A 12295-nucleotide genomic window follows, 5' to 3' on the forward strand; every position below is an offset into this window, starting at 1 on the left:
ATGAAAGATAAATACATACAATATGAAGAATTAGGTGATTTTTTAGCAGGAACTTTCCATCAAGATATTGAATCAATCGAATTCGCCATAAACGAATTTATCACTGAAGTTACTAATATATGTTTAGAGAATACTATTGAAGACATTACATCATTCCTACAAAGTGGTTTAACTGTTCATGAAAAAGAAGAATTCATTAAATATAATGCCGAAATTTATTTTCCTGCTTTAAACCTTACCCCTATAGAATGGCTAGAGCAAATAGTCGAACTCTTAAAAAGAGCATTAAAAAATAAATAGTAAGAACGGTTTTCGACCACCTTTTACAGGTGGTCTTTTACTTTTTTCTACTTTACATACACAAAAGCTTCATTTGTCGTAACATAGTATATTTCCCCCTTTTCTATTGTTTACTTTATAAGGTCGAAAATTTGGTATTACTGCTGGAGATGGGAGCACCGACTCAGTCATTATTGGAACGACCTACAAATCAGAATCAGATGAATTAGGTATGAAAAATGTTAACAAATCAGAATACGAAACGTCTGTAAACTTAAAAGATGTTGAGGTAATTGAAGAAAAAAGCCTATATGGGGGTTTACACTAACTAGCTAAAGGAAATTAAGTACAACAAATAAAAGCAGAACCTTATGAGGGTTCTGCTTTTATAATTTTCATCTCGCATACACATAGGCAGGATTAGTAGTTACATAGTATGTTTTGCCTTTACTGTTGTGTACTTTGTATTGATATGAACCATTCACAATTACTTTTGTCTCAATAACAAACCCTAAACCTATATCTACTACTCCAGCCACATCTTTATCCTGCCAAGATGGAGCATCATAGAAACGTAGATTATTAACTTTAGAAACAACTCGTTTCCCTACAATAATAAATGCCCCTTAATATAATCTGAATTTCATATATTTACATTTTTTTCTTTTTATCTCATAATTTAAATTGGGAAAGGGAGGAAAAAAATGGTTCAAATCAAGGTAACACCTGAAATGCTAGAAGAAGTCGCAAACCGTGCAAATAATACCAGACACACCTTAGAATCCATACATAATAATTTATGTAATCAAATTGATTATTTGTGTTCTCAATGGATTGGTGCTTCTAATCAACATTTCGTTCAAATGTTCAATGATGCCAAACCAAAGGCTTTTACATCTATCAATTCACTTGTACAAGTAGAAGAAGATTTGAAACGAATTGCCGAAAAATTCTGCAACACAGATAATCAAGATGTTACAATGGAAGAAGGTGCAATGTGTGGTAGACCTTCTTCAGAGGAAAAAGGATTTGATGGTAAAAAATTAGCCAGAGATATAGCTGGTGAAATAAGTGGGGAATATGATATTAAAAGGGCGTGGGATGGAGTTGATCCATCTACTGGTGAAAAACTTTCAACCTGGGATAGAATTTTTGCAGGTGGAATGGCAGTAGCTGGTCTTACACCAGTCGGGAAACTTGCTAAAGTGGGTAAAGGGGTAAAAATGACCACTGAGGCCGTTGAGGCTACTAAAGCTGTTACCAGCGCAAAACCAAATTATGTATTATTTAATAAAACACATCGTGATTCAATGCCTAAGCCTAAGGGTCGAGAACCAAACGGCGGTAATTTACAATCACATCATGGCTTACAGCAACAATGGGCAAAAGAAAATTTAGGTAAGTATGGATATGACCCGAAACTCGCACCAACAGTGACTATTGAGACAGGAAAAGGATTACCTCACACTATTATTTCTAATGCGCAGAATCTAAGACGTGATGAGCGTTTAAGTTCAGGCGATGGAAAATGGGGCTCTACTTTACAAGATGAATTAAAAAATCTAGCATCTGATTTTGAACGCGCAGGATTCCCTAAAGAAAACATTTCAGAAACTTTAGAACAGCAATATAAAATGCTTGATAAATTAAAAGTAAAGTATGAAAGGATTGATTATTAATGAATATTCTAGAAAAATTAAATGAGGCCTTCACATTAGAAGCTCAGGAATCACCAGCGAGTAAAGAGGCTATTCAAGAATTACAAAAGTTCTCATCAATAGATGTACCATTAGATTATTTAGAAGTAATCCAACATTGTACAAATGCAGAGATTAATGTACAAAATGAACTTTACATACGTATTTGGAGCCCTACTGATTGCATAGAGATGAATGAAGCACATGATATTCAAAAATATATACCAAATTCACTGGCAATCGGTGATGATGAAGGCGGAAAGGCATTATTATATGTAGATGGAAAAGAAGGATTCGGATTATATACAGTGGATTTTGGAGATTTAGATATTGAAGAGACAATTAAAATAGCTCCCTCATTAAAAGCATTGTTAATAGATGGTGTCGGAGTAGAGGAATTGTTGTCATAGTTAAAAGAATAACAGCCGACTCATTTATATCGAGTCGGCTGTTATTCTCAATTCACACGTACATATACATTACTAGCTGTTACATAGTATGTTTTACCTTTACTATTGTGTACTTTGTATTGCAGTGAGCCGTTTACACTTACTTTCGCATCAATCGTAAATCCTAATCCCGCATCTACAGAACCAGCTCCATCTTTATCCTGCCAAGATGGAGCGTCATAGAAACGTAAATTGTTAATTTTAGAAACAACACGCTTACCTACAATAAATGGAAGTTTTATTTTAACCGGATATCCATTTTGTTAATAGGAGGAAATAAATATATGCAATTTTAAAAAAATCCAGAAGATCCGGTTTATCAGTTCTTAGCAGCTACATTTCACCAAGATACATTTTACGAAGAAGCATTCCAAGAGTTACTTGAAGAAGAAAGTACGGAATATTTACAAGACGCTGTTATTTTTCTAACTGAATTTATTCAAAGCGATTATAGTAATACAGAAAAAAATGAATACATACGGGTTTCTGCAGATGGAATATATTTTGATGGGTTAGAAATAACACCATTCGAATGGCTTGAACAAACAGTTGATTTATTAAAAAAAGCATTAAAAAATAAAAAATAAACAAAAAGCCGTCCCACTGATCCATCCAAGCTGTTATTTTATCAAGCTCACTATTTGGCAATACTTCTGTTTCTAAGTATGCCAATCCAGTTGACGGGTCAGAAACCACCTTCCCTTTAGTTCCACGCTCATTCATAGCATTTATTACTTCTTGAACCAGTGAAATGCCAAAACCACCAGATTTAACGTATCGGTACCCAACATTGGTAACAGATTGTTCAGACTGCTTCTCTTCTGTAAACCAGGATAAAGGTTTGCTTCCTACAAGATAGTTTAAATCACATTTTTCGATAACAGGTACATTTCCCGTTTCCGTGTACTGCCAAATATCACAAGGATATGCTGGCTTATTACCGCCATAACGTGGAATCCATACAAAGTCATATTTCACGTTTGCCATTCTACATAATCAATTGCTTTATGATCTATCCCTAAATTAACAAGTGCCTTTCTTGGCGCTCCGATTCCTCCGAATAATTCAAGTATTTTAATCAAAGCCACCCCTCCCTTCTTGCTATTAAAATAGCGTTTTTATTAAATTTCCTAAATACAACCGCTTGTCCATTACACTTTGCTCTATCATTGCATTTACTATTAGTAATACGAACTTTTAGAGGTGAATTATATTGGACGAGTTTTTATCTTCTACTGCATTAAATCCGGGTTCGATTGGGCCGACACTTCCACCTATGCAACCCTTTCAATTCCCTACAGGTCCCACTGGTTCAACAGGTGCTACTGGACCTACTGGCGGCACCGGACCTACTGGAAATACCGGACCTACCGGCGACACCGGTTGATTTCCCGCATTATTGTTGGTCCTCTCCATATACCAGCTTGCTTCCATTCCTTTTTCATTTTCCCGACATAAGAAGGACTACGATCATACATAATGCTAATATCTTTATCTGGAATGCCTTGTTGATTCAATTCGCGCACACGCTCCGGAGTAAGTCCGATGGGTTTGTCTTTTCGTTTTCCACCGTGCTCTTTCGGTTGTGTATCAAAATATCTACCCAACTGACGTAATTCTTGACCAGTCGGGCAGTTTTTACAAACACTAATACTAAAACAAGCATTATCTGAACGATTGTAATAACAACGTCTGCATTTCTGCTCTATGATATCGCCAATTTCGTATGTGATTTGGATGCGTTCTACTTTCGTTTCACTCATTAACCGAATTATTTCACATACACTATTCACTATCGATGCCATTCTTCTCTTCCCCCTTGAATAATTTTTCCAAATCAATACATACTATTTTCAAGCCGCCATATTCACGGCTAATACTTCTTTCTTTTGTTACAACAGAAGCAGGTAGATTCGTCACTTATCTGCTTTCTCTGTATATTTTTTTAAATATCGAAAAGACTACCTACAAGCTGTTTGAACTAGCAGCTTCACTCTTCTTGTAATGGGAAAGCAATTTATCACAATTGACTAGCTCATTCGACTCGCTGGCAGACAACCAAAATTGTTGTCTGCTTTTTGTATGAGATTTTTCATTATACATATACTACTCTTGAGCCTGTTTACCAATGCAAGCCATTTTGGTATTTTGAATTCCGACTAAGCTTTTTTATTGCATAGATTATTACATCTTTGACAACACTGGTTAAAAGCGCGTTTTTTGGTTATTCGTAGTTTTAATCCAGAATAATTTTTCTCCTATTAAGGACAGCAGGTACGACTGCTTGTCCTTTTTTACTTATACTGCGTACTTTCCTTTTGGGTAGCCTCGAACAATATTGCTCACGCTGCACCCCTTTTCCCATTCTGCAAACATTTGTAACCAAGCTCCCCAACGTTCTTGTATGGAAGGATATTGATTTTGACAGACGTACCTTATCTGTTAATCGTTCCCTCTCGCATATTACCAAAGAGTTTCATGAGCCTAAAACATCTTCAGGAAAGAGATTAATTGTTTTACCTGAAATTACTCTGCTGGCTCTTCAAGGACATCTTCAAAAAATCAATGAAGAAAAAAACGGTATGGCGATGGAAATAATAATTATGATTTAGTTTGCCCAACCTATAATGGTAACCCATGCAATTTCAGAAGTTTGACACAGCTCCTGAAAAAGCTTATAAAGAAAAGTGAGGTTCCTAATATTCGTTTGCAGGATATAAGGCGTAAATCCGAAAATCGTAAGTAAACGATTAGGACATAAAAGAGTAGGCATCACATTAGATACCTACTCACATGTGTACCAGACCTACAAGAAAAAACAGTCGAAGATTTTGCAATTACGGATTTTGCATAAAAAATACTAGCTTATCCGTGTGACATTGAGAGGAGTCAAAAACATGAAAGAAATCAAATCTGAACAAGAATTCAAAGACATCATCGCAAGCGAGGAGCCAGTAGTTGTTAAGTTCTTTACAACATGGTGCCCGGATTGCGTGCGAATGAAGTAGTACGTTTTATGCATGATTATACAACGTTAATAACCGTTAATATCTAAGGGTTTAGAGGACATATCAGCGACCATTTCCCTCTCACCATTATTAAGAAGTATTCGTTTAGTTTGCATTTTCGTTTGCAAACTTGTTAGCACTTTTTTATATTTCTTCTATTACATACACCTTCACAAAAACATCATACTTAGCTGCCAAATCTTCTAATTTCTTTCCTCTGTATTTTGTAACTGTAAAGAAATGAATAACTGGCACTTTCCCGTTATATTTCTGCTTATATATTTTGGTAAACTCTTCGTATTTTTTTATTTTCTCTTCATTCACTTTCATTTTCTGTGAGCGATCCACTTCAACCGCATGAAGTATCCCTTCTTCATCACGAAACTTCACGTCGGGAACTATTTTCTTTTTTTCCTTATTCTTTATATACCGTATATCCGTTTCAATCTGCCAATCATCAGGGCAAAATAAATGTAACCATGCTTCATTACGTAATAATGCATGCGCAAGCTTCCCTCTCGAAACAACCTTACCGTCATCGCCAAACATGGCATGCCCTTCTTTATTGAGATAATACACGTACTCTTTCCCTTGCATCGTCTTACTCAAATACAGCTTCAAATCACTCATAATTCGGTTTGCATTTCGAATACCACCCATATCATGCACACTCATTACATGTCTTCTTGTGGCAAACTGCAATTTCCTAATCGTCGCAAGTATCGCCATTTGACGGTTGATTTTCATGTGACTCTGTATGTTCATGTTTTTCCACCTCATATTCTTTTAGATGCTTCCACATGACCTCGTCATTGATATATGGCACTTGCAGTTCGGTGAAGTTTTCCTTCATATATATAGCTCTTCCTGGAATAGATGGTAGATGCTCTAATCCGGATTGATCAATGACAACTTCTGATGCGGTACGAGTCGGTAAACGGAAACCAAGTTTGGCATTCGCCATCTGTTTTACTACCCTTGGTAATGTATCTCCTGTTGGATATTGCGTACAGAAGACAATACGAAATCCAAGCGCCCCTCCAACACGCGCAATGTGACTAAGCATGTATTGGCACTCTTCCAGCATTTTATTATGAGCCTTCGGTAAACCTTTTGCAGGTGCGAGCACTGCTCCTTCATCCACTACAATAAAGTACCGGTCTCTCTCTTTTGTATGAACGATATTCTTAATACCCCGTTCTTTCATGTACTTTCCGCGCTCATGCATCTTCTCCATCACTTTCAACAGCATGCCATGTGCTTGCTCTGATGTTTCTGCGATTCTTTCAACCTGTTTTAGTTTTTTATATTCGCTAAATTCTAGCCCCTCTTCTTTTAAATCAATTAAATAAAAATGAGCATGATCTGGATTCGCTAATGATAAAGAAGCAAACATATTTTTAAGAAAGACTGTTTTCCCCATACGAATTAATCCGCCTACAGCCATATGTGGTGTTTCATCAAAATCGTGATAAACAATTGTTTCTAAACTCTGGCCAACTGGAATACGCCATTTTCCTTTTGTTACTAAATCCATTGACCAAGACCAGTTCTTCGGTATTTCTCTGCGGAATACACGAATGTTCAATTTATAATTATCGTACTGAATACGTACTGGTTTATTTAGCCCCTCAGAAACAACGTCCTCTACCTTTTGAATGATTTTACTCGGCATGCCAAGCGGTAAGGTATATACATAAGTCGTACTACGATCATCATCGATTTGTTTTTGGAACTTTGGATATTGCAATTTTTCTTCATTATTTCTTTTGATCGCAATACCAGCTACCTCAAAAAACACTTGTATCTTTCGTTTATCATCATTTTTACTTTTGAACTTTTCACCGAATAATGCCACTGTTAAACCTGCAGCTGGAACGAGTAATAATTCAATCATTTTCTCCACTCCCCATATACCCTTTATAAGGGTATATATCCCTTATTTTTGGAAGACTCCCGTACATGTTCTATATCAACGATCAGTAAATGTCCTACAATTCTATGTTGGTATTCCCTTATAGAAACGCGAAAAGCACATAACGTAGAAGATACAAGAACGAGCCTGTGAGCATTGTGTACATAGTCATACGTGGAAGCCAATGTGGAACACTCTGCCCCATCTTTTCTGCAATCTTCATCGTAATCACTGACAAGCCTGTTGCCGTCCATACCACTACCGCTTCTCCTACGATTGTCATTTGAATCCCTCTTTTCGAATGAGTTGTAATCCCTTCGCTGTCATAACTGGTTGATACTCATTAATGACATCTCCCCACTCCAACACTTCGTCTTCATCCTCATACAGATCATCCATAATATTGCTTGATAAACGGTAATATCACGATTATCAAAAACCTCATGTCTTTCCATGTCGGCCACAATTGCATTCGTTTCTTTTTTACCGCTAGAACCCCTATACATATTTCTTAATTCTTTCGATGGATACAGGTAAGGCGTTTCGTTTAAATATGAATATTGCCAACGCATACGCGCCCTCTCCCCTCTTGATGTCCTTGATTCCACTTGGCATTCCTCGTGGTCTTGATATAGATATATGACCTAGAAAGAAGGATTTTGCCTGTCCAAGCGAAAAAATAACAGAAAGACCTAGTACTTTTTTCATAAGGAGGTAGGATTTTTTTGCGAAGTCATTTAAAAGAAATTTTAGATAGTAAAGGCTTAAAGTACAGTTTCATCGCTAAAGAAGCATCTATTTCCAACTCAACTATGACAAATCTTATTAAAGGGGCTACTCCTACATTGCCAGTTGCATATCGTATCGCAAAAGTTTTGGATTTACCTGTTGAAAAAATATGGATTGAAGACGAGAAAGTAGAGTAATCATCACTTGGGGATATTAAACCTGAGGTGAATTTCATGATTTGGGCAATAGCATTGCTTTTGATTGTTTTTCTCATCGGTTTTGTAATGAGAGGTCCACACGTAACATCTGAAGAAATTAGGTCCGAGCGAATCAAAATTACTGCAACTCGCAGTAATTTAGAAGTAATGGATCCAAGAGAATTTGAATACTTTGTAGCTGATTTCTTTCGCTCTCTCGGATATAAAGTTCAGGTTACTTCTGGTTCTAACGATGGTGGAAAAGACATTATCCTTCATAAAGGGAATGAAATGAAATTCGTTGAGGTAAAACGCTATACGAAAAGCTCCATTGGAAGACCATTTATTCAGAAGCTTCATAGCGCTATTGTGGATGCGGATGCTGTGGGAGGATATTTTGTTACACTGAGTCATTTCAATAAGAATGCAAGGCAGTATGCCGCGAATAAAAACATTGAGTTAATCGATGGCGATAAACTCATTCATATGATGGAGACATATTAAAGACCAGCTTTCTTTCGAAGGAAGCTGGTCTTTAATAACTTTAAATCTTTTTTATTCTCCAGTTTCAGCAAATCGTTTAATACGTTCACCGATTTCATTACGGACACGTTGAAATTCAGACCACTCTCTTCCTGCTGGATCATCGAATCCCCAATGTTCATGTTTAACATGTGGAGGAATTGTTGGGCATACGTCTCGCGCATGTCCACATAATGTCACAACAAGATCAGCGCTATTTAAAATGTCTGTATCAATAATATCTGATGTTTGATTTGTTATGTCGATATCTACTTCTTTCATAGCTTTAATAGCATTTGGATTTACTCCGTGTGCTTCAATTCCTGCAGAATATACATTCCACTTATCCCCTAAATATTGTTTGCCCCATGCTTCTGCCATTTGGCTTCGGCATGAATTTCCTGTGCATAATAAATAGATTGTCTTTTTGTTTTCCATGTTGTTTTCCGCCTTTATTTTAAATTTAGACTGGTCGATCATTAAAATATTTACGTTTAAACCAAAAAGCGACGTTTACAAGTGCAATCATTACAGGTACTTCCACTAGCGGCCCGATAACAGCTGCAAATGCTGCACCCGAATGTATACCAAATACACCAACAGCCACAGCAATTGCTAATTCAAAGTTATTGCTACCTGCCGTAAATGCTAATGTTGTTGTTACCGGATAATTTGCACCGATTTTTCTTCCCATATAAAAAGAAACAAAAAACATTACAATAAAATAAATTAATAATGGAATCGCTATGCGTACTACATCTAACGGTACGCTAATAATCATTTCTCCTTTTAAAGAGAACATAATTATAATCGTAAATAACAATGCAACTAATGTAATAGGGCTAATCTTAGGTATAAATACCTTTTCATACCATAGTCGTCCTTTTAACTTCACTAATACAAAGCGTGTTAACATACCCGCTAAGAAAGGAATACCCAAATAAATAAATACTGATTTAGCTACTTCCCCCATTGTGATATCAACAATAGCCCCCTCAATTCCTAACCATTCAGGGATTACTGTTACAAACACATATGCATAAACCGAGAAAAATAACATTTGGAATACCGAGTTAAAAGCCACCAAACCTGCAGCATATTCTTTATCACCATCAGCAAGGTCATTCCAAACAATCACCATTGCAATACAACGTGCTAAGCCAATCATAATAAGTCCTACCATATACTCTGGTTTATCAGGAAGAAAAATAATTGCTAGAACAAACATAAGTACAGGTCCAATAATCCAGTTTTGCACTAAAGATAGAATCAAGACTTTTACATCTTTAAATACCCGACCCATTTCCTCGTATCGAACCTTCGCCAATGGCGGATACATCATTAAAATTAAACCAACAGCAAGTGGAACAGACGTTGTTCCAACTTGCAATTTATTCAGTCCGTCTACTACATCAGGAAATACAAACCCTAAACCAATTCCAACAGCCATCGCTAGAAAAATCCATAGTGTTAAATATCGATCTAGAAAAGATAAACGTTTCATTTTATCCTCCTTCGCCTATTAACAACAAGAATTTTTTTCTACTGTGTTAGAAGTCGTACAACAAGATAGATCTTCTATTTTGTGAACATCACTATCTGCTTTTGTATAAAAGAACTCCCACTCGTTACCATCGGGATCAGTTATCCAAAACTTATCTTGGACCGCATAACAACAAGTAGTATCCATCTCATCACGAGCAAAGAAGCCTTCTTTTTCTAATCTTTTTTTATGAAATGTAATTTCTTCAGCTGTATCTACTTGGAAACCAAAATGATTTACCTGATTCCCATTTACTTCATCTCGTACATTAAGTGTGAAATTAAGACCTGGATTTTCTAATAAGAATTTTGCGTAGTCAACTTTCACTTTAACTGGAGACACACCAAACACTTTTTCATAAAACTCAATAGACTCCTCTAAATTCGTAATATTTATACCAACATGAACATATTTCATATGTAATTCCTCCCTTTAAAATTCAATTAATCAATTTTTTTTGATTTATAATGTAAAAAAATTAACAACAGCTTCCTTTTCCTGTTTTTCTAAAGATACAGCATAATTCTTCTGATAATAAATTGTTTACTTCAGCATCATTTAAATCATAATAACTCCAGGTACCTTTTGTTTCTTTTACAATAAGGCCAGCGTCCAATAAAATTTTCAGATGATAAGACAACTTAGATTGCGTCATTTCAAAAACCTCTGTTAAATCACATACACAAGTCTGTCCTCGTTGACAAAGTTCATACATAATTTCTAAACGCTTCTGATCAGCCAACGCTTTAAACTTTTTCTCATATAATTGAAAATCTTGCATCATCAAAATACACTCTCCTTTCATCAATTTTTTTTGATTTATATGAACAGTATATACTTTCTTAATCTAAATACGCAACTATTAAATCAATTTTTTGATTTAATAGTATTGATATCAAATCCATATAATATGTAATTTGTAATTTTTTATTATTGTAATGGATGCTTTCGGCTTGAATACTGAGTTTAAGTTTAATGAATTAGTGAATTTAAATTAAAAAGGCCGATTTTTCATTTGGCCTTTTTATTCTTACCTTAAAGGTGTTTATTATATTTTTTCATATACCGTTCTACATATTCTTTTTCTTTTTCCATTAAGACACTTTGTAAAATTTCTATTCTTCTACTTGCTTGTTCTAAGGAATTCACATTTTTCTCAGAGTACATTTTAAAACGCCCACTATCTTGAACTATATTTTGCTCAGTAACACGTAAATAGAGCAGTCTTGTATCTTCATGTGCTTGTTTAACGGCCTCAAATATGTCATTTTTCATATGTACAGCATGCGCTAGTGATACAACATTCATCTCTGCTAAAATATCAGAGCATTTTTGTATCATAGCAGTAATTTCATCTGCACTAAATTTTTCCTGTTCATTTGGTAAAAAAATATACATACTCAAATTCCCAAGTAATTCATTAAAACTACTGAGCAACTTGTAATTTATTTTCTGTAGTTCAAACAAAGATTCTAACTGCTTCTTTTCTCCTTCCTTCTTTTCTTTCACAGTGAATAATTTGTATGTAATAGTTCCACCAATACCGGCCCCTAATAAAGCACTCCCAAATGGAATTAAATCTTTTAACGCCAAGTCTATATTCATCGTTAACTCCTAATTTAAACCCTTAATATTTAAATAGATAATAACATAAATGTTCAATTTATTAAAAAACCGCCCAAACAGGACGGCTCTTTTTTATTTATGTCTTAAATAACTATACTCTATTATCCAAGGCTCCCTCCTACTCTTCGCATAGCATGTACTAAAAAGGAGGTACGTGATTTTTATGTCAAACTATTATTACGACCGTTCACATAAGTGCTACCGGAAGAAACATAAAAAATGCGACTGTGATTGTCATTGTGAACCTCGCTACCGAACGTTAACATCAGGTCCTTTATTCCGTAATGCTGACACTGATTTCATTCAAGTTTCTGCACTTAATCAAACTTA

Annotated in this window: 15 protein-coding genes and 9 pseudogenes; 9 read left to right on the top strand and 15 right to left on the bottom strand. The window is 35.5% G+C overall.

From position 1 onward, the window contains the following. Positions 1-300, top strand: coding sequence for a contact-dependent growth inhibition system immunity protein (locus SJY24_RS18720; protein ID WP_000653703.1), 300 nt, complete (start codon positions 1-3; stop codon positions 298-300). A 374-nt stretch (positions 301-674) separates the two neighbouring features. On the opposite strand, the pseudogene SJY24_RS18725 reads toward SJY24_RS18720, so the two are convergent. After that, a pseudogene (locus tag SJY24_RS18725) lies at positions 675-893 on the bottom strand (N-acetylmuramoyl-L-alanine amidase); the annotation flags it as partial. 90 nt (positions 894-983) lie between these two features. Between SJY24_RS18725 and SJY24_RS18730 the strand changes: the two are divergent. Together SJY24_RS18730 and SJY24_RS18735 are read left to right on the top strand one after the other, a co-directional pair. Next, positions 984-1958, top strand: a complete 975-nt coding sequence (locus tag SJY24_RS18730) for a WXG100 family type VII secretion target (protein WP_377865792.1) — start codon at positions 984-986, stop codon at positions 1956-1958. Further along, on the top strand, positions 1958-2386 hold the full coding sequence (locus SJY24_RS18735) for an SMI1/KNR4 family protein (protein WP_088047308.1): 429 nt from the start codon (positions 1958-1960) through the stop codon (positions 2384-2386). Before SJY24_RS18730 ends, SJY24_RS18735 begins: the two co-directional genes overlap by 1 nt. 47 nt (positions 2387-2433) lie before the next feature. Here SJY24_RS18735 and SJY24_RS18740 read toward each other — a convergent pair. Continuing rightward, positions 2434-2652: pseudogene (locus SJY24_RS18740) on the bottom strand (N-acetylmuramoyl-L-alanine amidase); the annotation flags it as partial. Between the two features lie 69 nt (positions 2653-2721). Between SJY24_RS18740 and SJY24_RS18745 the strand changes: the two are divergent. Continuing rightward, a pseudogene (locus tag SJY24_RS18745) lies at positions 2722-3012 on the top strand (contact-dependent growth inhibition system immunity protein); the annotation flags it as partial. Between the two features lie 16 nt (positions 3013-3028). On the opposite strand, the pseudogene SJY24_RS18750 reads toward SJY24_RS18745, so the two are convergent. Then, positions 3029-3412 (bottom strand): annotated as a pseudogene (locus SJY24_RS18750) (N-acetylmuramoyl-L-alanine amidase C-terminal domain-containing protein); the annotation flags it as partial. After that, positions 3412-3507 (bottom strand): annotated as a pseudogene (locus tag SJY24_RS18755) (DNA (cytosine-5-)-methyltransferase); the annotation flags it as partial. The pseudogenes SJY24_RS18750 and SJY24_RS18755, both read right to left, overlap by 1 nt. A 131-nt stretch (positions 3508-3638) precedes the next feature. Here SJY24_RS18755 and SJY24_RS18760 point away from each other — a divergent pair. Then, a pseudogene (locus SJY24_RS18760) lies at positions 3639-3809 on the top strand (exosporium leader peptide-containing protein); the annotation flags it as partial. Here SJY24_RS18760 and SJY24_RS18765 read toward each other — a convergent pair. Together SJY24_RS18765 and SJY24_RS18770 are read right to left on the bottom strand one after the other, a co-directional pair. Further along, a complete protein-coding gene (locus SJY24_RS18765) occupies positions 3793-4230 on the bottom strand; it encodes a hypothetical protein (RefSeq protein ID WP_377865793.1) in 438 nt (145 codons plus the stop codon). The pseudogene SJY24_RS18760 and the gene SJY24_RS18765 sit on opposite strands and share 17 nt — an antisense overlap. After that, complete coding sequence (locus SJY24_RS18770) at positions 4211-4345, bottom strand: hypothetical protein (RefSeq protein ID WP_377865794.1); 135 nt, start codon at positions 4343-4345, stop codon at positions 4211-4213. Before SJY24_RS18770 ends, SJY24_RS18765 begins: the two co-directional genes overlap by 20 nt. Positions 4346-4791: 446 nt before the next feature. Between SJY24_RS18770 and SJY24_RS18775 the strand changes: the two are divergent. Both SJY24_RS18775 and SJY24_RS18780 read left to right on the top strand, forming a co-directional pair. Continuing rightward, a pseudogene (locus SJY24_RS18775) lies at positions 4792-5279 on the top strand (site-specific integrase). 43 nt (positions 5280-5322) lie between these two features. Next, positions 5323-5427: pseudogene (locus SJY24_RS18780) on the top strand (thioredoxin family protein); the annotation flags it as partial. A gap of 150 nt (positions 5428-5577) precedes the next feature. Here SJY24_RS18780 and SJY24_RS18785 read toward each other — a convergent pair. The 4 genes and pseudogenes from SJY24_RS18785 to SJY24_RS18800 form a co-directional block, all read right to left on the bottom strand. Further along, positions 5578-6198, bottom strand: a complete 621-nt coding sequence (locus SJY24_RS18785) for a replication-relaxation family protein (protein WP_016079359.1) — start codon at positions 6196-6198, stop codon at positions 5578-5580. Then, on the bottom strand, positions 6140-7330 hold the full coding sequence (locus SJY24_RS18790; protein ID WP_016079358.1) for an FtsK/SpoIIIE domain-containing protein: 1191 nt from the start codon (positions 7328-7330) through the stop codon (positions 6140-6142). The genes SJY24_RS18785 and SJY24_RS18790 overlap by 59 nt, the downstream gene beginning before the upstream one ends. Positions 7331-7448: 118 nt before the next feature. Further along, complete coding sequence (locus tag SJY24_RS18795; protein WP_016079357.1) at positions 7449-7631, bottom strand: hypothetical protein; 183 nt, start codon at positions 7629-7631, stop codon at positions 7449-7451. Then, positions 7628-7920: pseudogene (locus tag SJY24_RS18800) on the bottom strand (hypothetical protein). Before SJY24_RS18800 ends, SJY24_RS18795 begins: the two are co-directional and overlap by 4 nt. A 153-nt stretch (positions 7921-8073) precedes the next feature. Between SJY24_RS18800 and SJY24_RS18805 the strand changes: the two are divergent. Then, positions 8074-8274 (top strand): helix-turn-helix transcriptional regulator, encoded by a 201-nt coding sequence (locus tag SJY24_RS18805; RefSeq protein WP_016079355.1) that lies wholly within the window; start codon positions 8074-8076, stop codon positions 8272-8274. A 36-nt stretch (positions 8275-8310) separates the two neighbouring features. After that, entirely contained in the window at positions 8311-8778 is a 468-nt protein-coding gene (locus tag SJY24_RS18810; protein WP_016079354.1) for a restriction endonuclease, read from the top strand. 51 nt (positions 8779-8829) lie between these two features. Here the strand turns inward: SJY24_RS18810 and arsC are convergent, their stop codons facing one another. The 5 genes from arsC to SJY24_RS18835 all read right to left on the bottom strand — a co-directional run bounded on the left by arsC (position 8830) and on the right by SJY24_RS18835 (position 11944). Next, on the bottom strand, positions 8830-9234 hold the full coding sequence (gene arsC / locus SJY24_RS18815; protein WP_016079353.1) for an arsenate reductase (thioredoxin): 405 nt from the start codon (positions 9232-9234) through the stop codon (positions 8830-8832). 25 nt (positions 9235-9259) lie between these two features. Further along, entirely contained in the window at positions 9260-10300 is a 1041-nt protein-coding gene (gene arsB / locus SJY24_RS18820; RefSeq protein ID WP_016079352.1) for an ACR3 family arsenite efflux transporter, read from the bottom strand. Positions 10301-10318: 18 nt separating this feature from the next. Beyond that, positions 10319-10756: an ArsI/CadI family heavy metal resistance metalloenzyme gene (locus tag SJY24_RS18825; RefSeq protein ID WP_016079351.1), complete on the bottom strand. Its 438-nt coding sequence runs from the start codon at positions 10754-10756 to the stop codon at positions 10319-10321. A gap of 61 nt (positions 10757-10817) precedes the next feature. Next, positions 10818-11123 carry an arsenical resistance operon transcriptional regulator ArsR gene (gene arsR, locus SJY24_RS18830; RefSeq protein ID WP_016079350.1) on the bottom strand — a complete coding sequence of 102 codons (306 nt, stop codon included), beginning with the start codon at positions 11121-11123 and terminating at the stop codon, positions 10818-10820. Between the two features lie 251 nt (positions 11124-11374). Then, complete coding sequence (locus tag SJY24_RS18835) at positions 11375-11944, bottom strand: hypothetical protein (protein WP_016079349.1); 570 nt, start codon at positions 11942-11944, stop codon at positions 11375-11377. Between the last annotated feature and the right edge of the window lie 351 nt (positions 11945-12295).

It is taken from the genome of Bacillus sp. R86525 (genome assembly GCF_042466195.1).
Taxonomy (GTDB): Bacteria; Bacillota; Bacilli; order Bacillales; family Bacillaceae_G; genus Bacillus_A; species Bacillus_A nitratireducens.